Annotated in this window: 20 protein-coding genes and 1 pseudogene; 9 read left to right on the top strand and 12 right to left on the bottom strand. The window is 71.4% G+C overall.

The annotated features are described in order from the left end of the window. Positions 1 to 123: 123 nt before the first annotated feature. Positions 124 to 2,889, bottom strand: coding sequence for a D-alanyl-D-alanine carboxypeptidase (locus K7G59_RS14520; RefSeq protein ID WP_225834152.1), 2,766 nt, complete (start codon positions 2,887 to 2,889; stop codon positions 124 to 126). Positions 2,890 to 3,084: 195 nt separating this feature from the next. On the opposite strand from K7G59_RS14520, the gene K7G59_RS14525 reads away from it, so the two are divergent. The 3 genes from K7G59_RS14525 (at position 3,085) to K7G59_RS14535 (ending at position 5,457) form a co-directional block, all read left to right on the top strand. Continuing rightward, positions 3,085 to 3,849, top strand: coding sequence for a GPP34 family phosphoprotein (locus K7G59_RS14525; RefSeq protein ID WP_225834154.1), 765 nt, complete (start codon positions 3,085 to 3,087; stop codon positions 3,847 to 3,849). Positions 3,850 to 4,184: 335 nt separating this feature from the next. Continuing rightward, positions 4,185 to 5,042: a helix-turn-helix transcriptional regulator gene (locus K7G59_RS14530; protein ID WP_225834156.1), complete on the top strand. Its 858-nt coding sequence runs from the start codon at positions 4,185 to 4,187 to the stop codon at positions 5,040 to 5,042. 223 nt (positions 5,043 to 5,265) lie between these two features. Further along, on the top strand, positions 5,266 to 5,457 hold the full coding sequence (locus tag K7G59_RS14535; protein WP_225834157.1) for a DUF397 domain-containing protein: 192 nt from the start codon (positions 5,266 to 5,268) through the stop codon (positions 5,455 to 5,457). Between the two features lie 199 nt (positions 5,458 to 5,656). On the opposite strand, the gene K7G59_RS14540 is transcribed toward K7G59_RS14535, so the two are convergent. From K7G59_RS14540 to K7G59_RS14550, 3 genes are all read right to left on the bottom strand, one after another. Further along, positions 5,657 to 6,505 carry a MerR family transcriptional regulator gene (locus K7G59_RS14540; protein WP_225834158.1) on the bottom strand — a complete coding sequence of 283 codons (849 nt, stop codon included), beginning with the start codon at positions 6,503 to 6,505 and terminating at the stop codon, positions 5,657 to 5,659. A gap of 87 nt (positions 6,506 to 6,592) precedes the next feature. Continuing rightward, positions 6,593 to 7,099, bottom strand: a complete 507-nt coding sequence (locus K7G59_RS14545) for a glutathione peroxidase (RefSeq protein WP_225834160.1) — start codon at positions 7,097 to 7,099, stop codon at positions 6,593 to 6,595. Positions 7,100 to 7,108: 9 nt separating this feature from the next. Next, positions 7,109 to 8,107 (bottom strand): helix-turn-helix transcriptional regulator, encoded by a 999-nt coding sequence (locus K7G59_RS14550; protein WP_225834162.1) that lies wholly within the window; start codon positions 8,105 to 8,107, stop codon positions 7,109 to 7,111. Between the two features lie 130 nt (positions 8,108 to 8,237). Between K7G59_RS14550 and K7G59_RS14555 the strand changes: the two genes are divergently transcribed. Continuing rightward, complete coding sequence (locus K7G59_RS14555) at positions 8,238 to 9,521, top strand: MFS transporter (protein WP_225834164.1); 1,284 nt, start codon at positions 8,238 to 8,240, stop codon at positions 9,519 to 9,521. A 205-nt stretch (positions 9,522 to 9,726) separates the two neighbouring features. Here the strand turns inward: K7G59_RS14555 and K7G59_RS14560 are convergent. After that, a pseudogene (locus tag K7G59_RS14560) lies at positions 9,727 to 10,299 on the bottom strand (SPFH domain-containing protein); the annotation flags it as partial. Between the two features lie 166 nt (positions 10,300 to 10,465). Next, positions 10,466 to 13,117: a glycosyl hydrolase gene (locus K7G59_RS14565; protein WP_225834165.1), complete on the bottom strand. Its 2,652-nt coding sequence runs from the start codon at positions 13,115 to 13,117 to the stop codon at positions 10,466 to 10,468. Positions 13,118 to 13,465: 348 nt separating this feature from the next. Between K7G59_RS14565 and K7G59_RS14570 the strand changes: the two genes are divergently transcribed. The 3 genes from K7G59_RS14570 (at position 13,466) to K7G59_RS14580 (ending at position 15,683) form a co-directional block, all read left to right on the top strand. Beyond that, positions 13,466 to 14,071 carry an RNA polymerase sigma factor gene (locus K7G59_RS14570; protein WP_225834166.1) on the top strand — a complete coding sequence of 202 codons (606 nt, stop codon included), beginning with the start codon at positions 13,466 to 13,468 and terminating at the stop codon, positions 14,069 to 14,071. Next, complete coding sequence (locus K7G59_RS14575) at positions 14,068 to 14,988, top strand: CU044_5270 family protein (RefSeq protein ID WP_225834167.1); 921 nt, start codon at positions 14,068 to 14,070, stop codon at positions 14,986 to 14,988. Before K7G59_RS14570 ends, K7G59_RS14575 begins: the two co-directional genes overlap by 4 nt. A gap of 143 nt (positions 14,989 to 15,131) precedes the next feature. Next, positions 15,132 to 15,683: a DUF2231 domain-containing protein gene (locus K7G59_RS14580; RefSeq protein WP_225834168.1), complete on the top strand. Its 552-nt coding sequence runs from the start codon at positions 15,132 to 15,134 to the stop codon at positions 15,681 to 15,683. 116 nt (positions 15,684 to 15,799) lie between these two features. Here K7G59_RS14580 and K7G59_RS14585 read toward each other — a convergent pair whose 3' ends face one another. The 5 genes from K7G59_RS14585 to K7G59_RS14605 all read right to left on the bottom strand — a co-directional run bounded on the left by K7G59_RS14585 (position 15,800) and on the right by K7G59_RS14605 (position 22,837). After that, positions 15,800 to 16,801, bottom strand: coding sequence for a ferritin family protein (locus K7G59_RS14585; RefSeq protein ID WP_225834169.1), 1,002 nt, complete (start codon positions 16,799 to 16,801; stop codon positions 15,800 to 15,802). 630 nt (positions 16,802 to 17,431) lie between these two features. After that, positions 17,432 to 18,862, bottom strand: a complete 1,431-nt coding sequence (locus tag K7G59_RS14590) for a selenium-binding family protein (RefSeq protein ID WP_225834170.1) — start codon at positions 18,860 to 18,862, stop codon at positions 17,432 to 17,434. A gap of 348 nt (positions 18,863 to 19,210) precedes the next feature. Continuing rightward, the gene (locus tag K7G59_RS14595; RefSeq protein WP_225834171.1) at positions 19,211 to 19,882 is read right to left on the bottom strand and encodes a class I SAM-dependent methyltransferase; all 672 of its coding nucleotides are present in this window, start codon (positions 19,880 to 19,882) and stop codon (positions 19,211 to 19,213) included. 553 nt (positions 19,883 to 20,435) lie between these two features. Further along, positions 20,436 to 21,200, bottom strand: a complete 765-nt coding sequence (locus K7G59_RS14600; RefSeq protein WP_225834173.1) for a bifunctional 2-polyprenyl-6-hydroxyphenol methylase/3-demethylubiquinol 3-O-methyltransferase UbiG — start codon at positions 21,198 to 21,200, stop codon at positions 20,436 to 20,438. Beyond that, a complete protein-coding gene (locus K7G59_RS14605; RefSeq protein ID WP_225834176.1) occupies positions 21,197 to 22,837 on the bottom strand; it encodes a GNAT family N-acetyltransferase in 1,641 nt (546 codons plus the stop codon). Before K7G59_RS14605 ends, K7G59_RS14600 begins: the two co-directional genes overlap by 4 nt. Before the next feature lie 112 nt (positions 22,838 to 22,949). Here K7G59_RS14605 and K7G59_RS14610 point away from each other — a divergent pair, with 112 nt between their 5' ends. Next, positions 22,950 to 23,414 carry an Lrp/AsnC family transcriptional regulator gene (locus K7G59_RS14610; protein WP_225834178.1) on the top strand — a complete coding sequence of 155 codons (465 nt, stop codon included), beginning with the start codon at positions 22,950 to 22,952 and terminating at the stop codon, positions 23,412 to 23,414. A gap of 271 nt (positions 23,415 to 23,685) precedes the next feature. On the opposite strand, the gene K7G59_RS14615 is transcribed toward K7G59_RS14610, so the two are convergent. Continuing rightward, the gene (locus K7G59_RS14615) at positions 23,686 to 24,462 is read right to left on the bottom strand and encodes a class I SAM-dependent methyltransferase (protein WP_225834179.1); all 777 of its coding nucleotides are present in this window, start codon (positions 24,460 to 24,462) and stop codon (positions 23,686 to 23,688) included. A gap of 160 nt (positions 24,463 to 24,622) precedes the next feature. Here K7G59_RS14615 and K7G59_RS14620 point away from each other — a divergent pair, with 160 nt between their 5' ends. Beyond that, a complete protein-coding gene (locus K7G59_RS14620; protein WP_225834180.1) occupies positions 24,623 to 25,207 on the top strand; it encodes a TetR/AcrR family transcriptional regulator in 585 nt (194 codons plus the stop codon). The last annotated feature ends 99 nt before the right edge of the window (positions 25,208 to 25,306 follow it).

The following is a 25,306-nucleotide window of genomic DNA, read 5'->3' on the forward strand; positions in this document are numbered from 1 at the left end:
GCGTCCCCGCGACCTGCCCCGATTCGTGACGCTAGCACGCACCCCGCCGCCGGGCCGCGTCGGCGGGGTACGAGGGACGTGGACGGGGGTCCGGGTCGGCGAAGACGGGTCAGCGGAGACGGGTCAGCGAAGACGGGTCAGCTTGTCCGCGAAACCGGGCTCGGTCAGGTCCTTCTCCAGAGCCACCGGCACCTTCACCGCCCCGGCCGAACCGTCACCCACGGTGAGCGATCCGACCTTGGTGCCGGCCTTCGCCGTGTGGGGCACGTCGTCGGCGGTGAAAGACAGCTTCACCTTCAGGCCCGCCCAGCCGGCCGCGGTGACGTCCTTGGTGACGACGACCGGGGTACGGCCGCCGAGACCGTCGTCCACGTACCCGACGACATCGCCCTTCTTCAGGATCGTCGCCGACTTGAGCGCACCCTGCGCGGCCCGGATGAGCTTGTCGCTGCTGTCCAGGGCGGCGTCGAGGATCGTGGGCTCCGGACCGCCCGCGGGCTGGCGCAGCACGGCGCCGACGATGGTGCGGGTCTCGCCGCCGGCCTGCTGCTTCGCCGCGAAGACGAGGTTGCCGAGGGCGGAGGTGGTGGTGCCGGTCTTGATGCCGACGACGTTGTTGTGGCCGACCAGCTGGTTCCAGTTCGAGTGGTAGCCGCCCTTGTAGTCGGTGTAGGACATCATCGCCGCGACCTCGCGGAAGGCGGGCAGCGTCATCGCGGTCTTGGCGAGCTTCACCTGGTCCACGGCCGTGCTGACGGTGGAGTCCGTCAGGCCCGAGGGGTCGGTGTACGTCGTGCTCGTCATGCCGAGCTTCTTCGCGGTGGCGTTCATCTTGGCCACGAACGCCTGCTCCGAGCCGGCGTCCCAGCGGGCGAGGAGGCGGGCCACGTTGTTCGCGGAGGCGATCAGGATGCCTTCCAGAGCCTCGCGCTGCGAGATGGAGTCGCCCTTGGTGACATGGACCGTGGACTCGTGGCCGGCGTTCGACTGGTCCTCGGCGGCCTGGTCGATCTTGATCTTCGGGCCGTCGGCGCCGCTCTTGAGGGGGTGGTCGTGCAGGATCAGGTACGCGGTCATCACCTTGGCGACGCTGGCGATCGGTACGGGCTTCTGGTCGCCGGAGTTGCCGAACGTGCCGACGCCCTGGACGTCGAGCGCGGCCTGGCCGTGGCTGGGCCAGGGGATGTCCAGCTTGCCGCCGTCGAAGGTGTACGTGTCCTTCGCGGTGAGGTCGAGGGTGGGCTGGGGGAGCGGGCGCAGAGTCTGCACGACCGCAAAGACGACTGCCAGGAGCAGGACCAGCGGGGTCCAGATCTTGACCCGTCGGACGATGGTCCTGAGCGGGGTCTCCGGCGGCGGAGGCGTGTTCGTCAGCTCGGCCAGCAGGTCCAGCGGAGGCTTCGGCGGGAGCGGCTGCTGGGTGGTGCGCTCCGGGCCGACCTGGGGAAGGCTGGTGGTGACGTCGGGCTTCAGCGCGACGAACTTGCTGGTGCGCTCGGAATCGGCGGCGGGAGCCTGCGGCGCCTTGGGGGCACCGCCGAGCTTCAGCATGGTGGTCGGCTGATCGACGTCGGGCTTCCGGGGCCGGACGGCCTTGAAGACGGCGGTGGGCTGATCGACACCCTTCGCCTTGGCCTCGCCTTCGGCGTCCTCGTTCCCGTCTGCGGGGGGCGTGTCCGTGTCGTGGGCCGGCTTCGCCTCGGCTTCGTCCTCGCCGTCCTCGGCGTCCTCGCCGTCCTCGTCCCCACCGGCACCGCCCGTGCGGGTTCCACGGTCGGCTGCGGGCGGCCCCTGCGGCGCGCCTTCGCCGGCGGCTTCCGGCTCGTCGCCGGACAACCCCGCCTCGGCTACGCCGTCGCCGTCGCGGTCCGCGGCCACACCCTCGCCCGCCACGGCCTCCGCATCTGCGTCCGCCGCGGTGGCATCGCCGGCGTCGGCGTTCCCCTTCGCGCCGCCGCTCGTGCCCTGGTCTGTGTCGGCCTTCGCGTCGGCAGCAGTGTCCGCGGTGGGCGTCGCCTTCCCGTTTGCGTCAGCGTCGGCGTTCGTCGCCTCCGCCTCCGCAGCCTTGGCCTCCGCCTCGGTGTCCCCCTCGGTGCGAGCCTCAGCGTCGTCCTCGCCCACGGCCTCCGTGCCGGCGGCCCCCTCGGTCCGCGCGTCAGCAGTCCCCTCGGCCTTCGCCTCGGTGGTCTTCTCGGCCCGCGGGTCAGCGCCGTCCGTGGCCACGTCGGTGTCCCTGTCGGTCTCCGCGTCAGCGGTCTTCTCTGCTCGCGCCTCAGCGCTGCCTTCGGCCGCCCCGGTGCCTCCCGTGGCCTTCGCCTCGGTGGTCTTCTCGGCCCGCGGGTCAGCGCCGTCCGTGGCCACGTCGGTGTCCCCGTCGGTCTCCGCGTCAGCGGCTCCCTCGGCCTCCCCGGCGGCGGTGTCCTCGGCGGAGGCGTCAGGGCTGCCCGTGGCCTTCGCCTCGGGCTCACTGTCGGCCTCGGCCGCCGCCCCGGCGGCCCCCTCACCGTCCGCCCCGTCGGCGTCCTCGGGCCGCGCCTCGGCGCCGCCTTCGTCATCCGCCGCGGCGGCGTCCTCGGACCCCGCCTCGGGCGTACCCCCGGCCTGCTCGTCCTTCGGGGCGGTGTCGTCCTCCGGCAGGTTCGGCGTGGCCGTGCGGACCCAGGCCGAGACCGCCTCTCGGAGGTCGGGGTCCTCGGCGGGGGCGGAGGGCTTCGGGGGGCGCAGGGAGAGAATCTGCGTTGCCGTGTCCGTCGTCCCGCCGGAGGAGTCCCCGTCGCGGGACATCGCCAGACGCGGATCGCGCGCCTCGGGAACCGGAACCGCGCTCCCCGACGTCGGTTCTGCCGACGACTCGCGCTGCTTCGACCTGTCGGGGGACTCGCCCGCCACCAATGCCTCCTCCTGCGCCGGACGCCCACTCGTGCGCCCTGTCCGAACCATGTACCAGTGTCCCGTGTGAGGGCTTGGCCCCTGTGGTAGACGAGAACGACATACCTGCCGGTTCCCTCACGAACCGGTCACGCACCCTCGACAGACCAATGTGAGAGGGGTCACCCTGTCATTCATCCACGCGGGGAGGCATGGATGGGCAGGAGCCGCAGAACACTTCCGGAGGAGCTTCTGTTGCTGGCACTGGACCCGGCCACGGGTACCACTGCACAGCCGCAGTCGCTCGACCTCGGTCTGGCCGGAGCGCAGCTAGTAGAGCTGGCGTTGGCCGGACGGATAGCCCCAGACGGGGATCGTATCGCCGTGGTGGTGCCACGGCCGACAGGAGATCCGACTCTGGACTGCGCGTTGGAGTTGCTGCGAAGGCGCGGCGCTCCGGTACGTGCCGTCCATTGGATCGGCGGGCCCCGGTTGGGGCTGCGCCAGACCTACCTCTCGCATCTGGAGCGGTGCGGCATGGTTGCCGCCGTACCGGGACAGATGTGCGGAGTACTTCCGACGACGCGGTACCAGGCGACGGACACCGCCATCAGCCGGGAGATCCGAACCCGGCTGGATACCGCGATCCGCACCGGCGTTCCGCCGGACCCGCGGACCGCGGCGCTCGCCGCGCTGGCCCACGCCGTCGGGCTCGGCAAGCACCTGTATCCGGGGAACGAGGGACGTTCGTCCCGGTCCCGGCTGCGGGATCTGATCCGGCACGACCCCATGGGCGGGCTGGTCGCGCATGCCGTGATGGACGTTCAGAACGGTGTGGCCGCGCAGCCGCGCCGCGGGCCGGCCGCGGCCGGCCGGCCGGCGGGGTCCGGCGTCAGGCCGGCCGCGGCGGAACCCGCCCGCGGTGTGCCGATGCAACCGCGCCACGGCCACGGATCCATGGCACGCGCCGCGGTCCACTGAGGGCCGACGGAGTTCGAACCGCCGCACCGCACCGTCAGTCCCCGGCACCCGTACGACACCGTGCAATACCGTTCCACCCCGTTCCACCCCGTTCCGCCGCGTTCGACGCAGGTCCGGGTGCCGCTGGTCCGAGCGGAGTGGTGAGACCCCCCACGGGTCTCGCCGCTCCGCTCGGCCGCGTTCCGCCCCCTGTGGGCCCGGCCGTGCCCGAACTGATGCGTAGGCGCCGCATATCCCCCGTTTCCCAGCGGTAGAAAGAACCTTGGTGGCAGTCTGCTCAACAGCAGATACGCAAAGCGTTAAGGAACAGGCAGACAGCCGGAGGTGCACGTCCCGTGGCGTCCAATGTCAATCCCACCGTCAGGCGGCGCCGGCTGGGCCAGGAGCTGCGCAGGCTCCGTGAGCTCAAGGGCATGACGGCCGAGGAGGTTGCGGAGCGGCTGCTCGTCTCGCAGTCGAAGATCAGCCGGTTGGAGAACGGCCGGAGGAGCATCAGCCAGCGCGATGTGCGCGACCTGTGCGGCGTGTACGAGGTCGCGGACCAGCGGGTCGTCGACTCGCTGATGGAGATGGCCCGGGACTCCCGGCAGCAGGGCTGGTGGCACACCTTCGGCGACATCCCGTACAGCGTCTACATCGGGCTGGAGACCGACGCCGAGTCGCTGCGCGTGTACGAACCCCAGCTGGTGACCGGCCTGTTGCAGACCCGCGCCTACGCGGAGGCCCTGGTGCAGGGCGCGCTGCCGGAGACGGCGGCGGCGGACATCGAGAAGCGCGTACAGGTGCGCATGCGCCGACAGGAACGTATCACCGCCGAGAACAACCCGCTGCGACTGTGGGTGGTGCTGGACGAGGCGGCGCTGCGCCGGGTCGTCGGCAGCCGGCTGGTGATGCGCGAGCAGTTGGAGCACCTGATCCAGATGTCCCAGCTCCCCCATGTCACCGTGCAGGTGCTGCCCTTCGACGTGGGCGCGCACCCGGGCCTCAACGGGCAGTACGCGATCCTGGAGTTCACCGACGCGGCCGACTCCAGCGTGGTGTACCTGGAGGGCGTCACCAGCGACCTCTACCTGGAGAAGGCACCGGACGTGCAGAAGTACGCCGTGATGTACGAGCACCTGCGGGCGCAGTCCCTCAACGTGGAACAGTCCCGGCAGTTCATCGGCAAGATGGCGAAGGAGTACGCCGACTGAGGCCCGGCGGAAGCCGGTTGAGGCTGTCGGAGGTGAAGATCGGCGAGGAGCGCGGGATCTTACACTGTCGGTCCGATCTCGCGTAAGGGACGCCTGGAATATGCCATCAAGTTGAGTGAACGACGTCTCCGGTGAGGGCAGTTGCCCGGTAGCGTCGATCACGCCAATCAGACGACACGGTTGGCGTGAACCGCACCACCAGCAACTCGCAACAGGAGTGGACATGGCACTGATTCAGGGCGCTTCGGAGACGTGGATGAAGTCCTCCTATTCCGCGGGCAACGGCGCCTGCGTCGAGGTCAGGTCGCACAATGCCGCCGAACTCGCCGTTCGCGACTCCAAGGTTCTCGAGGGCGCGATCCTGGAGTTCCCCGCCGACGCGTGGAACGCCTTCGTGGCCTCGGTCAAGGCCTAGGGAGCCCTCCCCGACCCTTGTCCGCAGAGCACCTCCGAGGACCAAGACAGAGGCAGCCGCAAGCGCAACGGCTAGGACAACGGCAAAGGCATCGGCAGCGGCACGACAGCCGCAGTTTCATCCGCACCACCCACAGAGCCCTCTCGACCGGTCGCCGTCCTTGCCGAGAGGGCTCTTCCCTGTTCAGGGGAGCAGCGGGTCAACTCACCGGGAAGGCCACATCGCACACCAGGTCTCCGGGCCCCGAAGCCTCCCAGTCCCCGAAGTACACCTCCCGGCAGGGTCCGGCCGGCTGCAGCCCTTCCCGGGCCAGCCACTGCTCCACCGCCTCGTAGGCGGCCAGGATCTGCGGCTGCGCCACCTGCGCCTTGGTGATGCGCGTGTAGGCCAGCCGCCGGGCCGGCTCCACCCGTACGCTCGTCTCCCAGGCCCGTCCCGCCCGCTCGGCCCACGCCCGCGCCGCCGCCTCGTCCTCGACCGGCACGCACGACTCGGCGGGCCCGTCGCTCTCCATCGACACCTCGGAGTGGTAGACGACGAACGGCGCCCCGGCCATGCCCCCGCACTCCCGCGCCGCGGCCTCCAGCCGCCCCAGCGACGCGCCGATCCAGGACGGCAGCTCGTCCGCCAGGGTGTGCCGCTTCTCGGTGACCACCACCTGCGCCGGTACGTCCACCGTCTCGACCACGAACTTCCCGTACATATCGGAACTCCTCCCCGACAGTCGTCCACGGAGGTACTCCGCGAGGCTCCGCTGTCCGGCCACCCGTGCCTCGACGTCCGCCCAGTAGGCGGCGAGCAGGTCGGCGGCCTCGGCGCCCTCGGCCCCGACCACCTCGGCGATCCGGGCGAGCGGCATGTCCAGCTGCCGCAGCATCGCCACGAGCCGGGCGCGTTCGACCTGGCCGGCGTGGTAGTAGCGGTAGCCGCTGGTCTCCTCGACATGGGCAGGGACCAGCAGGCCGAGCCGGTCGTACAGCCGCAGCGCCTTGGCCGACAGCCGGGCACGCGCGGCGAACGCACCGATGGTGAGCAGTTCGTCGTCCACCTGGGCATCCTCCGTCACCGGGCGCGGTTCGCCCGGTGACAGGGACGCTCCTCCTTGCCCCAGGGGCAAGGTCAACCAGCCGGCCGGCTAGCTCAGCTGGGCCTCGATGGCCGCCACGACCGCGGCGGACTCCGGCTCGGTCTGCGGCGAGAACCGCGCCACGACCCGGCCGTCCTTGCCGATCAGGAACTTCTCGAAGTTCCAGCGGATGTCACCGCTGTGCCCCTCGGCGTCGGTGAAGCCGACGAGGCGCTCGTACAGCGGGTGCCGGCCCTCCCCGTTCACCTCCACCTTCTCGGTCATCGGAAAGGTCACGCCGTACGTCGCCGAGCAGAACTCGGCGATCTCCTCGGCCGTGCCCGGCTCCTGCCCGAGGAACTGGTTGCAGGGCACCCCGAGCACGGTGAAACCCTGCCCGGCGTACCGCTCCTGGAGCTTCTCCAGCCCCGCGTACTGCGGGGTCAGGCCGCACTTGGAGGCCACGTTCACCAGCAGCACGGCCTGTCCGGCGTACTGCGACAGATCGGCGGAGCCGCCCTGAAGGGCCCCGATCTCGACGTCCAGCGGGGAACCGTTGCGGTCGTTAGTCGTCATGCCCGGATGCTAGCCCCGCCGGGTGACGGCCCCGGGGCCGCCCTGGATTCCGCCGTCCACCAGCACGTCACCGGCCGCCGTCCGCGCGTACAGCACCGACCGCCCGGCCCGCCACCGCCGCACCAGCCCGGCCTCGCGCAGCACCCGCAGATGGCGGCCGACCGAACCCAGCCCCTGCCCGGTCACCGCGGTCAGCTGGGTGGTGCTCATCGGGGAGCCGAGCAGCACCAGCACGTGCGCCCGTGCCGACCCGACGAGCGCCCCGAGACCGGGCGGTACAGCCCGGTCGCCGGAGTCGGCCAGGGCCCCGGCGCACGGGTAGATCACGGCGTACCGCTCCCGCTCCTCCCATGCCACCCAGCCGTGCCGCTGCGCGGTCACCGGCACGAACACCAGTTCCGCCCCGGAGATCTCGTGCGGCGGATACTCCTGCAGATTGACCTGCAAGCGGTTGTCCCCGAGCCAGCGCGTGCCGCCGGGCCGCAGGCCGTCCAGCACCCCCGCCCAGCCGCCCCGGCTCACCTGGGCGGTCCGCGCGAACACGTCCGCCTCCAGCACCCGCCGACGCCGCTCCCAGGACGGCCGTACGGTCTCCGCCCACACCCACTCCAGCAGCGAGGCCGCGCGCTCGGCCAGGTCGTCCCGGTCGAGCACGGCGGGCAGCGGACCGGCGAGGGACAGCCGCAGATGGGCCCGTGCGGCACCCGGCCCCACCGCCCGCACCCGGGCGACAGCGTCCGCGAAGCTCTCGCCGTCGCGGGGCGTGGGCGTGAGGAAGTCGGCGATCCAGAACCGGCCGAGCCCCGCCCGCACCAGCCGTGCGGTCACCGGGTCGGCGGCCAGCCTGGCCCGGTAACGCGGCAGATGGGCCCTCAGCCACTCCTGCTCACCGGGGTGCGCACCCTCGCCGGCGTGCAGGAGCTTCAGCCCCGCGAAGGCCTCGGCGAACGGGGAGATCACGAACCGGCTCCGGGCGAGCGTATCGGCGTTGAGCTCCCACCACCCCAAAGCCCCCGCCTCCCCCTACGCCCCAGCGGCCCTACGCCGTTCCAGCCCTACACCGCTGCGGCCCTACGCCGTTTTCGCACATCGGCGAAACAATAACGACCGCCCCCGCGGCAGGCCCACACTCCGGGCCATGCCCAGTTACCGATCCCTGATCCGTACGCGGGAGTTCACCCCGCTCTTCCTCGGCACGGCGGCGCAGACCGCCGCCCAGACCGTCGGCGGTCTCGCGCTCGGCACGCTCGTGTACCGGGCGACCGGCTCCCCGCTGCTGTCCGCGGTGAGCATGTTCGGCCCGTCGCTGGCCCAGGTGCTGGGCGCGACCGTCCTGCTCTCCGGCGCCGACCGGCTGCCCCCGCGTACGGCCCTGTCCGGTATCGCCCTCACCTTCGCCGCCGGTACGGCCCTGCAGGCGCTGCCCGGCCTGCCGGTCGGTGCGGTCCTCACCGTCGTACTCCTGCTGGGCCTGGCGGCATCCCTGGGCGGCGGCGTCCGCTGGGGCCTGCTGAACGAGATCCTGACCAAGGACGGTTATCTGCCGGGGCGTTCGCTGTTCAACATGATGAGCGGCCTGATGCAGATCACCGGCTACGCGACGGGCGGCGCACTCCTCGCCCTGCTCTCCCCGCGGGTCTGCCTGCTGCTGTCGGCGGCCCTGTACGCGACGGCCGCGCTGGTCCTGCGCCTGGGCCTGACCGCGCGCCCGCCCCGGACGGCGGGCCGCCCCTCGGCGTCGGAGACCTGGCGCACCAACACCCTGCTGTGGTCGGACCGCAGCCGCCGCCTCACCTTCCTGGGCCTGTGGCTGCCCAACGGCCTGGTCGTCGGCTGCGAGTCGCTCTACGTCTCGTACGCCCCCGACGCGGCCGGCACCCTGTTCGCCTGCGCGGCGTTCGGCATGTTCGCCGGGGACATCACGGTGGGCCGCCTGCTTCCGCCGGCCGTGCGGGCCCGCCCGGCCACCCCCCTGCTGCTGCTCCTTGTGCTGGCGGCGCCGTACCTGCCGTTCTTCGCGCACCCGGGGCTGCCGGTCGCGGCCGTCTGCGTGACGATCGCGTCGGCCGGTTTCGGCGCGAGCCTGGTCCAGCAGGAACGCCTGATGGCCCTGACCCCCGCCGAACTCGCCGGTCACGCCCTGGGGCTGCACTCGGCGGGCATGCTGACCCTGCAGGGCGTGAGCGCCACGCTGGCCGGGGCGGCGGCCCAACTCATGTCGCCGGCGTGGTCGATGACGACGATGGCGGCGGCGTCGGTGTCCGTGACGCTGGTGCTGGCTACGGCTGCTCGCCGAGTTCCTGGGCGGCGGCCGGAGCCGGAAAGGGAGTCGCGGCCGGGGCCGGGGCCGAAGTCGGGGCCGGGGCTGGAGCAGGAGCCGGGGCCGGGGCTGGAGCAGGAGCAGGAGTCTTCTCCCCGCTGACGTCGAGGTCGGCGGCGATCTTCTGGGTGGCCTTGTCGAAGTAGCGCAGCAGCTCGACCGGGAAGGGCATCACGAGCGTGGAGTTCTTCTCCGCGGCCACCTCCACGACGGTCTGGAGGAGCCGCAGCTGCATGGCCTCGGGCGTGTCCGACATGATCCTGGACGCGTTGGCGAGCTGCTGAGCGGCCTGGAACTCACCGTCGGCGGTGATGACCCGGGCCCGCCGCTCCCGCTCCGCCTCGGCCTGCCGGGACATGGAGCGCTTCAGCGACTCGGGCAGCTGGACGTCCTTGATCTCGACGCGGTCGATGTGGATGCCCCACCCGGCGGCAGGACTGTCGATCATCAGGGCCAGCCCCTCGTGCAGCCGCTCCCGGTCGCTCAGCAGGTCGTCCAGGTCGCTCTTGCCGATGATGGACCGCAGGGAGGACTGGGCGACCTGCCCGACGGCGAAGACGTAGTCCTGCACCTCGATGGCGGCCCGTACCGGGTCGGTGACCCGGAAGTAGACGACGGCGTCCACCTTCACGGACACGTTGTCCTTGGTGATGCCCTCCTGGGTGGGCACCGGCATGGTGACGACCTGCGTGTTCACCTTGCGCATCCGGTCGGCGAACGGGATGAGGAAGGTGACGCCCGGCTGCCGGTACTCCGGCAGAGCCTTCCCCCACCGGAACACCACCCCGCGCTCCACCTGGTTGACGACCCGCATCCCGCTCTTGAGCACGAACAGCACGAGCAGGACCACGACGACCACTGCGACGACGGTGCCTTCCATGGCACTCCATTCTCCGACGCGACTACATCCAGTTCAGGACAACGGGGAAGACGGCGCTGTGGGTACTGGAGGATGCGTCCCCGACGTCAGGGATGTGTCAAGAAACGCGTCAGGCCCCGGACCGCGACCGGTCCGGGGCCTGACAGTGGTGTTCTGGGTTACCTGGTCACGGCTGTGCGGTCTTCCAGATGCCGCGGCCGTGCGTGGCCACGTACACCTGGCTGCCGTCCGGGCTCGGCGAGAGGTAGACCGCCGGCGAGGCCGGCAGGTCGGTGCCCAGGCGCGACCAGTGGCCCGCCGAGGTGCTGGTGAACACGCCCAGGTCGGTGGCGACCATGAGGGTGCCGCCCTTGGTGACCATCGCCGCGTTGGCCGGGACGTCCGGGAAGGAGTCCGCGGCCGAGGGGTCACCGCTGATGTCGTTCCAGGTCGTACCGCCGTCCGTGGTCTTCCAGACGTGGCCGTAGCCGGCCCCCGGACCCTCGGCCCAGTGCCGCGAGAAGCCGTTGATCACCGCGTAGACCGTCTTGCCGGAGGCGTCGGACGGGTCGATGGTCAGACCGGAGATGTAGCGGTTCGGGAAGTCGGCGGGCAGGTTCACCTGGTGCCAGGTGCCGCCGTAGTTGGTGGCGATGCCCCGCCCGAAGGTCTCGTTGACCGCGCCGCAGGGGCCGCACCAGGCCGCCCACGTCACGTGGTTGCGGCTGGTGACCGCGGAGGCGGAGTGGCCCGCGCCCAGGTCGTACAGCTTGGTCCAGTCGGCGCCGGAGGTGCTGTTCCAGGTCTTGGTGTTGCCCCACACGTACTGGCCGCCCGCGACCCACAGGCCGTTCGGGTCGGTCTCGTCCGCGCTGAACGGGGCGATGAAGCGGGCTCCCGGGTCGCCGGGCGCGATGTCGGTGATCACGTCCTCGGAGCCGTCGTCGCTCGCGGTGTAGCCGCAGTTGTTCGTGATCTGCAGCGCGAGGTCGACGTACTCGCCGACCGTCTGGCAGCCGTTGTCCGGGTTGACCAGCTGGTCGCCGCCGTCACCGCCGAACGGGGCGACCATCTCGCCGTTCGGGTTCAGCTGCTGCCCCTGGTAGGTGGCACCCTTGGGCGTGAGCAGCGAGACGCCGTTGTCCTGGAGGCCGCCCCAGACGGCGTCGCCGCTGCCGTCGGTCATCTTCCCGGCGCGCACCGAGTAGTACTGGAGGTTGCGCAGGGTGCCCGACTCGTTCAGGTTGCGCCAGCCGGCGGTGGTCTGCGTGGTGGGGCGGGAGTAGGCGCCGCCGTCGTTGCCGACGAACACCTCCGGCGTGCCGCCCTTCCACTCCGAGATGGCGATGGCGTGCTGGTCGGAGTGCATCACGTCGCCGTCGCAGGAGTTCGCGTCCGGGTCGTAGGAGAAGCACGGCATGCCGAAGTCCCAGTACCGGCCGATCGTCTTCCAGGTGGCGCCGCCGTCCCGGGACTCGAACATCTCCTCGAGGCCGAGGTAGACGTGGTTCGGGTCGGTCGGGTCGACCTTGATCACCTGGTCGTACCAGGCCTGGGAACCGGGCTGGTAGCCGCTGCCGATCGCGTTGATCTTCATCGCGGAGCCGGACGCCGACAGCGACGCGGAGGTCGCGATCTGCTTGAACGAGCCGTTGGCGTCGCCGCTCTGGCTCACGTACACGCCGGCGAGGATCGAGGAGACGCCGGAGCCGGAGGACTTGTTGAGGAGCTTCGGGGACTCCATCGAGACGTACAGCCTGCTGCCGTCGGCCGCGTAGGCGAAGGCGGCGTTGCCGATCTCGGCGGGGTTGATGGCGCCGGTCGGGTTGGACCGCTTCCAGGTGACGCCCGCGTCGGTGGAGTAGTAGAAGCCGTTGTAGTCGGCGCCGCTGCGCCAGGCCACGTTGGCCAGCAGCTTGGTGCCGTCACTGCCGGGCTGTACGGCGATGTCGTTGACGATGTCCGCGTAGTGGCTGTTCACCCCGCAGGTGACACCGCTGATGCCGACGCCCGCGCAGGGGGCGAGGACCTTCGTCCAGGCGGTGGACTGCCCGGCCGACAGCGGGCGCCGGAAGACGCCGTGCGAGGTGGCCGCGAAGACGTAGCCGGCGGCCTTGTCGAAGGTGACGGTGTGGACGGAGGAGGAGTCCAGCTCCGCACCGCCCACCTTGTCGCTCTCGCTGAAGGTGCCGGTGGCCGGGTCCGCGAGCCGGTAGACGCCGCTGCCCAGGTAGTTGTCGGAGGCGGTGTTCGCCTCGCCGGTGGCCAGCCACAGCGAGCCGTCGGGGGCGACCGCGAGGGCGCCCACGGACAGCGCGGGCAGCCGGTCGGCGATCGGCGTCCAGGTCTTGCCGTCGTCGGTGGAGCGGAACACACCGCCGCCGGCGGCACCCGCGTAGACCACGCCCTGGTGCGTCGGGTCGGTGGCCAGGGCGGCGATACGGCCGGCCGAGTGCCCCGCGCCGCCACCGCCGTTGGAGGCCGAGTGGTCGCGGTAGTGCAGCGCGTCCTCGTTGTACGGGGAGGTGGTGACCTCGCTCCAGGTGCCGGACTTCACCGGCATGTTCTTGATGTGCGCCCAGGCGCCGGCGTACGCCCCCGGCGTGATCTCACCGCCGGGGGCGAGCCGCTGCTCGTTGAACGAGTCGAGGGATTCCATCAGTTCGTGGGACTCGTCGCCCGCCACGTCATGGCGGCTGGAGTCCGTGTCGGTCATCCCGTAGGCGGCGACGGGTCCCGTCCCCGCTATCAGGAGTGCGGCAGCGGCGACGGCGAGTGCCGTTCTGCCGCCGCTCTCCGCTCCGCGGCGCGGTCTGCGCCGTGCGGAATTCACACGCATGGACTGTCTCCGGCTTCTTCGGCGTAAGCCGCGGCCACCCCTGCGGCCGCACCTGATCTCACACTGCCGAGCGCCGGAACCGTACCCCTGTACGGCACTTCAGCCCCAGGGGTTTGCTGCGACTTACACGCCAGTAAGCGTAAAGATTATGAAAAACGGCCCAGTCTGCACTGGTGTCGCACAACTCCAAGGAGATGCACACCCCTTGCAGCGTCGCGACGCCCGTCACTGTTACTGGGGGCCGTACGACACCCCCATCCCTCTCTCGTCGGCCGGCGCGAACGCTTCCTCGGCCACGTGACAAGTACGGGGTGAGACCGCCGTCGGGCGGTCGGAGACGGAGAATCCGTGGAACCGGATCACGAGCACCGGGGCGGCCATGACAGCGACGCCCTCCTGACGCGGGCCGCGGACGACCCGGCCGCGTTCACACCCCTGGTGGAGCAGTTCTCGCCCGCCCTGCACGGCTACTTCGCCCGGCGTGCGCCCGGCGCAGCCGACGATCTGCTGGCCGAGGCGTGGTTGCAGGCCTTCGCGGCGCGGCACACCTTCGACGCCGCCCGCGGCTCGGCCCGCGGCTGGCTGTTCGGGGTGGCCCGTAACGTCCTGGCCGGGCACATCCGGCGAACCGCACGGAACACCACCACGGCCGAACCGGCCTCCGTCGACCCGTGGCAGGCGGTCGACCAGCGGCTGGACGCCGCCGCCCTGGCGGCCGAACTGCGTCAGGCGCTGGCCGATCTGCCCGCCGAGGAGCGGGAGTTGCTGCTGCTGATGTCCTGGGAGCAACTGACACCGACCGAGGCCGCCGCCGCGGTCGGAATCCCCGCCGGCACGGCCCGCTCCCGTCTGCACCGCGCACGCGGCCGGCTGCGTGAACGCCTCGCCGCCCTCGGCCACCTGACCTTGGTGCACACCACTCCCGCACGTTCACCCCGGAAGGAAACAGCATGACCCAGCCACAGGACCTCCTCGACTTCCCCGGTGCCGAGTCGCTCCGGGCGGCGGGCCGCGTCGAGCCCCCGGCGCCGCAGGCCGTCGCCCGCGCGCTGGCGGCGGTCGAGGCCGCCACGCGTCAGGAGAGCGCGCGGCACTCCTCGGTGGTGCCCCTCCGGCGCCGCTCCCTGACCCATGGCCGGCGGATCGTCGCGACGGCACTGGCGATCGCCGCCGCGGCGGCCGGGGTGGTGGTGTACGGCGTCACGGGCACGGGCTCGTCCGGCGGCCGCACCGACGCCGCACCGCGACCGGAGGCCGTCACCGCCGCCACCGTCCTGGACCGTACCGCCACGGTGGCCGCCGCCAGGCCCGCCTCCAGCGCGCCGTACTGGAAGATGCACGAGAAGATCAGCCTCCCGGGCAGGCAAGCCACCACGGCGGACCTCTACTTCTCACGCTCCATGCACGCCTACATCGTCGCGGGCGGCCAGACCCACAAGAAGCAGGGCACGTTCAACTGGCGCCTCGGCCCCAAGGCGCTGACCTGGAACGACCTGAACCGTCTCCCCACCGACCCGGCGGCGCTGCTGAGCCTGATGAACAGCTCCAAGGAGTACGCGGGCCAGTCGGCGTTCCTCCAGGCCGGCAACCTGCTCGGAGGGTCCCCCGCGAGCCCCGGACTCCGCGCCGGCCTCTACCGGGCTCTTGCCCACATCCAGGGCGTCAAGCTGGTCGGCACGGTCAAGGACAGCGCCGGCCGTACCGGCACCGAGCTGGTCTTCAACGGCGTCGCGAGCAGCGACCGCCTGGTGATCGACCCCAAGACCAGCGCATTGCTGGAGACCGTCAGCGTCACCACCAAGGGCACGGACAGCGGTGCGACCTCCCGCGTCACCTACCTCTCCGTAGGCCCCGCCGACCGGATCGGCTGACCGCCCCGGCGCACCGGCGCCGGAGAACGGGCATTGCTCCATCCGCACGCACGTCTCCTGTACCAGGACCACCTCTGCCGCAGAATGTCTGAAATGGCGGGCATAGGGTCAGATGTGCCTTTTTACCCTGCGGAGGAGTTCCCGTGGATGTTGGGCTGATCAACGGCCTTCCCGGCCATCCCCTGTTCGTTCACGGCGCCGTCGTGCTGGTGCCGCTGACCGTGTTGGCGCTGCTCCTCTGTGCGCTGTGGCCTGCGGCAGCGCGGCGATTCGGCTGGGTGCTGCCTGCACTGGGGCTGCTCACTCTTGTTCTGGTGGTGCTGACCACCGAGTCCGGCGAATGGCTGGAGGAGCGGGTCCGGGAGACCGCGCTGGTGGAGAAGCATGCCGATATGGGCTCCGACCTCACTCCGTGGGTGATCGCCCTGTTCGTACTGACGGTCGCCGTCTGGCTGATCGGTCACGCCGGAGCCCGCCGGGAGCGGGAGCGCAGCAGTGTGCCCGGGAGTCCCCCGCAGGGCGGGGTGTCCACTGCGGTCCGGCTGGCCTCCTCCGTTCCGGCGCGCGTCGTGGCGCTGGTGCTCGCCCTGGTCGTGGCCTTCGGCGCCGTCATCGACGCGTACCGGATCGGGGACTCGGGTGCGAAGGCGGCCTGGCACGGCCGCTTCTCGACAAGCGAATCCAGCAGGCGCTGATGCGGCGGCAGCTGCGCCGCCCCCGGTGGCAGGCCGGTCGGCCTGCCGGGCGCCGACCGGCCGGACCCCGGCCTTGCCCAGGGTCCGGCCGGTCTCGTGGCTCAGCCAGGCAGGCGTCAGCGCAGCTGGTCGAGTGCCTGCTGGAACGCGGCCGCGTGTCGGGCCTCGTCGGCGGCCGTATCCCGGAAGTAGCGGGCGACCGCGGCGTCGCCGACGGCGGTGGCCCGCTGGGCGAACCCCGGATACAGGGTGGCCGCTTCGGCGCGCTCCCCGGTGATGGCCGTGCGCAGGTTGGTCTTCGTCGTGCGGACCAGGCCGGCCAGCACCGCCTCGCCGGCGAAGTGCTCGTTCAGCTCGACCCCGGCGGTGCCCTCGAACAGCCGGGCCAGGGCAGGCTGGCCGGTCTGCTTGGCGTGGGCGGCGAAGAGCATGTACTTGGCGCGGGCGAGCGCCTCACCGTGCATGGCTGTGCCGAGGTTGGTCCTGGTGCGGGCGGCCTTGACCTTCGGCAGTCCGGCGGGCACCGACACCGGTTTGGCCGTCGGCGGTGCCGGGACGGTGCCGCGGCCGGTGGTCAGGACCGTCAGCGCGGTGCGGTAGGCGTCGCGGTGGCGGCCCTCGTCCGCGGCGATCTCGGTGAACAGATCGGCGGCCTTGAGGTCTCCGTCCTTGCGGGCCTGGGCGGCGAAGCCCCGGTACATGACCTGATGCTCGTAGGACTCACCGTTGATGGACTGGCGCAGGTTGGCGGCGTTCGTGCCGACCACACCGGCCAGGGTGGCCGCCTCGCGCAGATGTTCGTCCAGCTCGGTCTGCGCCGTCGTACGAAAGAGCTCACCGACGGCCGGGTGGTTGCGGCGGACGAGCTTGCCGGCGGTCGGCTGGTCCTGGCCGTCTGCCTGGGCGGCGAAAAGGCTGTACGAGGCATTCGCGTACGCCTCGCCCTTCATGGCGGTGGTGAGATCGGAGAGGGTCTGCGCGTGGAGAGCCCGGGCTGCGGTGTGTGTCGCCCGGTGCTGATCGGCCGGCGTGGCCAGGGCCACTGCCGTGGCCGCCTGGGACGCGGCGGTCAGGGAGCAGAGGCCGACCAGGAGCGTGCGCATCGTGTGGCGGAGCATGACGTCCTCCTTTTGGGGCGCCTCTGGTGCGAGCGCCCCCTCCTCATGCGACCCGCACCCGCGCACTCCTGCGCCTTCACATAACCCTTTCGGGTGACTGCGCAAAGTGACGCCGACGACAGGAAAGGCACTCCCCGCCCAGTGGCGGCGACCGCGCGCATCGGCGCAGACAGGGATCGGGGGCAGCGAGGGCGCCACGTGGTGCCGGCGCCGGGCTGCGGCTACGCACAGCGCAGCAGGACCATCGGTGGGCGCGCCGACGACGTGGCCCGGTCGCGTTCAGCGGTGGACTGCCCCGGCAAGGAGGGCGAGCGTGATGAGGAGGGCCACGACAGTGACCGCCGCCGTGGCCGAATCACCGGCCCGGGGGCCGCGAGGAGTCGCCGGTCCGCGGGCCAGCCGCTGATGGGCGCGTCCGAGCGCCACGCACACCGCACGCCCGACTCGGTGCGGAGCGAGCACCGATGCCGCCCGCGCGCCCCGGCTCGCCCCGTGGGGGCGAGCGCGGTGAGTGGCACCGCCCACTGCGGCACCCCGGCCACCTGCTCCTCCTCCCATGCGTCGGGCAGAAGACCGAGCCCCGCGATGGGGGCGCGGCGGGCTGCGCAGTGCCCGGGCGCACCGGCTCCGTCAGCGGCGGTAGCAGTACGAATCCGAGGAGGCGTCACCGCCTTGCAGGCGCGTCTGGTGCACGCGCAAGCCGAGGAAGTCCGCGTCGTGCGGGAAGAAGCCGCTGTCGACCGAGAGCCCTCCGTGCGAGGTGTCGGCGTCGAGTTTGACCATCCACGGGTGGATGCCCGCGGGATAGAACTGTTCGTCCCAGGCGGAGTACAGGGAGTTCGTCAGGTACACGCGCCGCCCGTCGCGGCTGAGCTCGACCATCTGCGCGCCGCCCGTCAGCGGAACGTCCGGCGCGGCGGGGTGCGGCTGCCGGCCGACGATGCCGCCAAGACGCACGGCCGCTGTCTGCCTGGGATGGAAGGGGTCGCTCACGTCGTACTGGAGGAGGTCGCCGGTTCCCCATGCGGAGACGTACAGCCACTGGTCGTCCACGGACAGGTCGATGTCGGTGAACATGGGGGGCACGGCGCCGAACGGCTGCAGCGCCGGAGGCAGGTCCTCCGTCCGTGCGGGCTCGGCCGGGACGGTGATCACCTTGCGGACCGTGAAGTCGTCGCCCTCCCGGTTCCACAACCACACCGAAGCCGACAGGTCCTCCACGTTGACCACGGTGTTGGTGAACCCCCACGTTGCCTCGGGGTCGTGCGCGGGGCGCAGTTCCAGCACCATCTGGTTCTCGTCCCCCAGATCGACGCGCTGCAGGTGCCGGCCGGAGTCGAGTTCCCAGAAGTGCAGAGAGTGGCCGTACTGGCGAGCCAGCAGCAGGTCGGGGACAAGGCCGTCCTCGATCATCGGCGGAGTCCCCCACTCGCTGGTCACAGCGATGTTCTGGCGCAGGTGCCACCAGACGTCGTAGGCGAACCGCTGCGGCCCACGGCTGCTCTCCCAGGCGCGCAGGACTTCGAAGCTTTCATGGTCCAGGAGCGCGACGCCGCCAGGCCCGTCCGCCCCGTCCGCGGCGCCCAGGCAGGACAGGAAGACTCCGTCGGGACCACAGTGCAATGTGTGCGGGCGCGAATATCCGGCCTTGCCGGCCAGTTCCTCGGGCTCGACCACCTTGACCAGGCGGGGGTGGGCGGGATCGGGGCTGGTGTCGAAGACGTGCAGCCGGGACGAGCGCAGTCCCGGGACGATGAGGTAGCGACGCGCAGCGTGGTGATGGCCGGCGTGCGCCAGCGCGCTCGAGCAGGCGTTCCAGCCGAAGTGGTGCAGTTCGTTGCCCGGGTCGGGCAGCTCGGCGTGGGAGGTCACGCGGCCGTATGCGGGGGATTCGGGGTCGGTGCCGACGGTGAACAACGCGTCCGCGCGCTGTGCGGTCGGGTCGAATCCGACGACATAGGCGACCTTTTCCGGGGGCGCGGCGACGGCATCCGCCGGAGTGCGATACAAGGTGGGGTCACTGTGGTCGTCGCGGTCGTGAACGTGCTCGGTCGTCCTCATGGCTGTTCCTTACTCCCGAACGGGAGCCTGGATCCGGATGAACTCCCGGCAGAGAGCCCGGCTCGCTCGTCCGGGACACGTGCAGACGAGGGACGGATGTGTCAATTGGGATATGCCGCATATCGAGCGTTTCACAGCCCTGGAACTCTGCCAAGGCGGCAGCTCGACGGCGCGACCGCCTGAGCCGCGTGATCTTCTGGCAGCAGGGCGTTCGCTCGCCCATCGTCGCTTTGCCCTGCCGGCTCACCCCCGAAGTCGCCGCTCCCCTGCATCGACGGGTGACGGAGTTGCCGCCCTGCTCTTCGGCTCCGGCCGGCTCGAAGATCGGTCGGTCGTGTGCTCCTGTGCCTAGGGCAGCCGTCGTACCAGGAGGTAGGTCCGCCGGCTGGGGTGCTCGTGGTCGGGGTGCGGTGCTCGGTCGAGTCGTGCGGTGAGGGCGAGGCCCGCCTCGGCGAGGGCCGCCGTTTCGGCGACCGGATCGAGGAAGCGGAAGGTGAGGTCGACGGGGCGGTCCCACCATTCGGTGAGGTGTGTGGCCTGTCCGGGGCGGGTGGTGCTGTCGCTGGTGTGGAAGGCGAGGAGGGCATGGCCGGCGGGGCGCAGCACACGGGCGAATTCCCTGTATGCGGCGGCTCGTTGCGCCTGGTCCAGGTGGATCACGGCGTACCAGCACAGTATGCCGCTCACCGTCCGCGAGCGGATCGGCAGCGCGGTCATGTCCGCAGCGGCGAACGGCAGGGCGGTGGCGCGGTGCGCGATGGTGCACATGGCGGGCGACAGGTCGACGCCGAAGGTGTGGGCTCCGCGGCGGCCCAGGTGGGCTGTTGCGTGGCCCGGGCCGCAGCCGACGTCCACGACCGGTCCGCCGGAGGCCAGTTCGGCGAAGGCGTCCAGCAGGGCACGGTCAAGGGGCTTGCCCTCGAGTTCGTCGCCGATCTCGGCGGCGTAGCGTTCGGCCACCGTGTCGTAGCTGCGGCGTGTCACGGCGGATGCCGAGGCGTGCGGGAGCGGTGCTGTCATACCTGACTCCGGTCGGGTCGGACGAGGACGTCGGCGCCGGTCGGGCTGAACCCGGTGGCGAGGGAGGCGCGCAGGCCGCCGGGCAGCGCGGGCAGCACCGTGACGGCCCCGTCGGGGGATGGGAAGCTTCTTTCGGCGGCGTCGGGAAATACTCCAGCAGCGGGTGTGGGGCGCGAGTGCGGTCCGGTCGGTGTCGAGGAATGCCGGCAGCGCCGGCGTCGAACCGCTCTGCCTGCTCCAGGCTCGGCAAGTGGGCGCGTCATCGACGACGGCGAGAGCCGGGTCGGCGACGAGCCCGTGCGGGAACCCGGCCTGCTCCACGGGCGTGTGGTTGTCGGTCAGTTGCCCGCCCATGGACGGCCCGGCCATGGACGGCCCGGCCATCGCGGCCGCGCTCCGTCCCGAGACGGCCGAGCACGTCCGCGCGGTGACACCTGTTGCGGCGGGGACCTCGCAGACTCGGGCTCTGGTCGCCGAAGTCCCAGCACGGCTGATGGAGTTCATGCCGATCGCCTTTCCGGGTCCGAGTGCCGGTGAGAGCCCTGCGCGCTCGTCAGGGCTTGACGGCGTGCAGGATCCGCATCCCCCGTGCGTCCGCGGCGTCGTGGCGGACCTCCAGACCCGCCGCTCGGCACTGTTCGACCAGCCATGAGGACGCGATCCGCAGCTTGGGGTAGCTGCCGGCCTGCTGCTGCCAGGAGCCGTCCGTGCGGGTGTGGAGCAGGTCGTGGACCATCACCGTGTCCTCGTCGCGGTATTCCAGGAAGCAGGTGAGGAGCCGGTCGTCGCTGCCGCGTACCGGAATGAAACGGTCGGTACCGTGCAGCTCCGTCGTGAGGTCGCGGTAGGTGACGACGAGGTGGCCGCCCGAGGCGAGGGCACGGCTGATGTGGCCGAGCAGCACGGGGACGTCCGCCTTGGACGGGAGGTGGGGAAGCGTGTCTCCCATGCAGACGACGGCCGCGGCCGTGCCCGGCTCGGCCGCCTCGGGCAGGACGGTGCGGATGTCGCCGTGCACCGGCCGGACGACTGCGGCGTCCTGGGTGTGCGTGACGAGCTCGTCGAGCAGGCGGCGGCTGGTGTCCACGGCGATCACCGAGGGGAAGCCGAGGCGTACCAGGGCCAGCGTCTGCGCACCGGAGCCGCAGCCCAGGTCGATGGCCGGGCCGCCGTCCGCGGTTCCTGTCAGGCCGAGTTCCGCGAGCGTCGCGGCCTGCCGGACCGCGACCTCGTGGACGTCGCCGCCCAGCATCCAGGTGTAGTGCTCGGCGAGCATCCGGTCGTAGTGGTCGACGGCGCTACCCGTGGCGGGGGTCATGGCGTGGTCCTCCGGGTTGTCGGTACGCCTCGCCCACTGTCGCTCTGCGCGAGCAGCGAGGCGTCGGGCCAGGTGAAGCGGAGCTTGGCAGGGGAGCCGGCGAGCCGCGACGGTACGCCGCCGGGGGGCGACACCGGCGCCTTCTCGACGCAGGTTCCGCCCAGGGCGCGGTAGAACTCCTGGGCAGCTGCGTTCTGTTCGAGCACCCACAGGTACAGGGCACGGCCACTCGCGCGTTCGGCGACGGCCTGCGCGGCACGGGAGAGCAGTGCGGTGCCGAGGCCCATGCGTCGGCGGTGCTCGACGAGGTGCAGGTTGTCGATGAGGCTGCCCCAGCGGTCGTCCGCGTCGAAGACGACGTGGACGAATCCCGCGAGCCCGGTGTCGTCCTCGGCCACGACCGTCGCACTGCCGCTCGGGTCGGAAAGGCGCGAGGACCAGACGGACCGCCGGTCGGCCACCACGTCGCCGTCCAGGAACGCGTCGGAGTACGCACCGCGGTAGTGCCGGCGCCAGCTGCCGGCGTGCAGCAGTGCCATGTTCTCGGCGTCGCGGGGCCCCGCTGCCCGGAAACGCAACGCGGCCGTGGGTGAGCTGGTGGGGCTGCCGGCGGCGGCACGCAGGCGTCGCCGGGCTAGTTCGCTCGCCGCCTGCGCCGGGGTCTGGCCACGGAGCTGCGCGGTGTCCAGCAAGGTGTCGACGGTGTCCTCGATGGCGTCGACCCGTGCACGGGCGTCGTCCGCTCCGACGTGGTGGAGTTCGGTGCTGACGGCGTGGATGACACCGCCTGCGCCGGCGACGAAATCCGGCACCCACAGGATGTCGCGCTGGTGCAGCAGATCGGAGACGTCCGGCGTGGCGAGTTGGTTGTTCGCCGGTCCGACCACGGCACGGCAGCGCAGCTCGGCCACGGTCTGCCGGGTCAGAACGGAACCGAGGGCCGCGGGGACCACGATGTCCACGTCCGCGGCGAGGATCTCCTCGGGCGACATCCAGACAGCGCCGAGCTCGTTGCCGACCTTCCGCTTGCCGGGATCGATGTCGGTCACCGTCAGCCTGGCTCCGTCGGCCGCGAGAAGGCGGGCGAGGCCGGCGCCCACGCGGCCCAGGCCGATCACGGCGAGACTGCGGCCGTCCAGGCTGGAGGTGCCGTACAGCCGTCGACCGACAGCCCGTAGTGCTGCGAGCGTCCCCTGCGCGGTGTGCGGGGACGAGTCGCCGCTTCCCCCCATATCCGTCGGCTTGCAGAACACGTGGGGGGTGGATTCCCCGATGACCGCCATGTCGGCGGGTCCGGTCCCGACATCCGGTCCGGTGGCGTACGCACCGCCCAGCGATGCGATCACCTCGGCCGCGTCACGCAGGACGTCCCGCCGCCGGCCGGCACCGAGGTCCATCCCTTCCGGCAGGGCCACGACCGCCTTCCCGCCGCCGCTCGAGAGCCCCGCCACGGCGAACTTGGAGGTCATCGCGGCCGACAGGCGAAGGGCGTCGGTGAGACCGTCCCGCCAGTCGGCGTAGTGCCAGAGCCGGAGGCCGCCGGCCGCCGGACCGAGTGCCGTGGAGTGCACAGCCACGATGACCGGCAGACGGGAGCGCCGGCCAGTGCGGATCACTACCTGCTCATGATCGAGCATGGGACCTCCGCGTTCTCATTCATCCGATTCGACGACGCCATGCTGCACAAATGTCTCCTCAACTCGCCATCAGACCGAACGAATGGCTGATATTCGGGTACGGTCGTCGACCATGGATGAACTTGATTCGGCGATCGTCCGGCTCCTCCAGACAGATGCACGGCAGTCCAACCGTGAACTCGCCCGGCAACTCGGCATCGCCCCCTCGACCTGCCTGGAGCGGGTCCGGGCACTCCACCGCCGGGGCGTCATCCGCGGCTACCACGCCGACATCGACCCCGCCGCCCTCAACCGCGGCGTTCAGGCGCTCGTCTCCGTCCAGGTGCGGCCCCTCAGCCGCGCCGTCATCGACGCCTTCAAGGGCTTCGCCGGCGGTCTGCCGGAAGTCCTGCACACCTTCGTGCTCTCCGGAGGCGACGACTTCCTGCTGCACGTCGCCGTACAGGACCTCGACCACCTGCACGCCTTCCTCACGGACCGGCTCAGCAAGCGCGGTGAAATCACCGACTTCCGCACCTCGGTCATTTTTCAGCAGGTGAGCAACACCGTCCCCACGCGGCTTCCCACGCCCGAGTAGGCACGGCCCCGGGTGGCTCCAGGGTGCGGACCGGGCGGCGCAGGACATGGTCAGCCCGCCGGTGTCTCTCGTTGGGCGAGGGGCCGGGGACGCTGCCCTTCGCTTGGGCGGTTCCGCGCCCGCGCTGTTCCGCCGCAGAGCCGAACGACGGCGAGATCACCGGACATGCCGCGTGTGCGCCCGAACGGCCCTCGTGGGTGGCGCGGAGTACCTCCACGTGGACGGTCGACCCTGCGGAAGGGCCCGGCCGATCTCCCGCCCGGCGCCGGCTTCACCTGGGTGGCGAGGTACCCGCGGTCCGCGTCGCGGTGACCGCCAGGGTGGCGTAGTGCATCGTGAAGCTGCCTCCCGCTGCATCGATGGCTGCGCCGACGCCCGCCAGCACGTCCTCCAACCGGGCCTGCGGGAGCCGGGTGAAGGCGCCTTGGGTGGGCAACTGGTCCAGCCACTCGTCCCGTGTGTAGGACTGGTCCCAGTCGTATCGCCACTGCTCGGGCTCGGCGAACGCGCCCGCCTCCCGTATCCCGTCGGCTGCCTTGGCGCACAGCGGCGCGTACCCGTCCACGGCCGGCACCGACCCTTGACGGGCGGCGAGCGAGTCGGGCAGCACCCTGCGGTAGACCTCGGTAAAGGCGTGCGCCACCTCGGGCCCGGGTTGGCCCGCGTTCCAGAACAGGGCCAGCAGGCCGCGAGGGCGCAGGGCCTGCGCCGCCACGGCTGCGCCGGCGACCGGGTCCACCCAGTGCCAGGTCTGTCCGGAGACGACAGCGTCGAACGTCCGCCCGGCCGGGTCCCAGGCTTCGAACGAGGCGACTTCCACGTCGAGTCCGCGCTTGCGCGCCAGGTCGGCCATCCGGGCGTCGACGTCGACGCCCAGCACCCGGGAGCCGGCCGCTTCGAACTGCCGGGCCACGATGCCGGTGCCGCAGCCGACGTCGAGGACGTCCGGTCCCGGGCTGGCGGCGACGATCCGGTCCACCAAAGCCTGGGGGTAGTGGGGCCGAGCCCGGTCGTAGCGTTCGGCGTCCGAACCGAACGATTCCGCCACCTGTCGGTGTTCATGGGACGCGTGGCCGGATTCACGGGACGCGCGTCCGGGGCGAGGAGAACGCCCCGACGGTATAGTGGGCATGTGCCCACTATGAGTGGGCACATGCCCACTCGTCAATCGAAACGGGCCGATCCAACGGAGCGAGGGAGATTGCGCGGTGCCCACGGGAGTAGCCATCCGCGACGTTCGCGACCAACTCTTCGAAGCGGCCGAGCGCGTCCTGCTCCGCGACGGACCGAGCGCGCTGACCAGCCGGGCGGTCACCACTGAGGCGGGCTGCGCCAAGGGCGTCCTGCACCGCCACTTCGCCGACTTCGACGCCTTCCTCGCCGAGCTCGTGCTGGACCGCATCGCCCGGATCGACGACCAGGCTGCCGCCCTGCGCAGAACAGCTGGAACCGGCACCGTGGCCGACAACCTCACCCGGGAACTGATCGACCTGTTCGGGTCGGTCGCGGTGGCGATCGTCAGCCTCGTCACCTCCCGGGACGACCTGCGTGCCCGCCTGCGCACGGCCAGGCCCACCGGCGTCCCGGTCCTCAGCGACGCCGCGACCGCGATCACCTCCTACCTCACCGCTGAACGCGACCTCGGCCGCATCACCGCAGACGCGGACATCGACACACTCGCTCCCACGCTGATCGGGGCCGTGCACATGCTGTTCGCCGACCGGCAAGGCACCCCACCGGACACCGGGGCCGTCCGCAAGGTCGTGACCGCGGTCATGGCCGGCGTCGCGTAGCGGCCCCACACGCTGCTGATCGTGACTGCCATGCCTTGAGGGGCGGGTGACCGGGGGAACGATCGCCCGGACCTCGAGCGGGCAGCTCCTCACGGCTGA

The organism is Streptomyces sp. NK08204 (assembly GCF_020400585.1).
Taxonomy (GTDB): Bacteria; Actinomycetota; Actinomycetes; order Streptomycetales; family Streptomycetaceae; genus Streptomyces.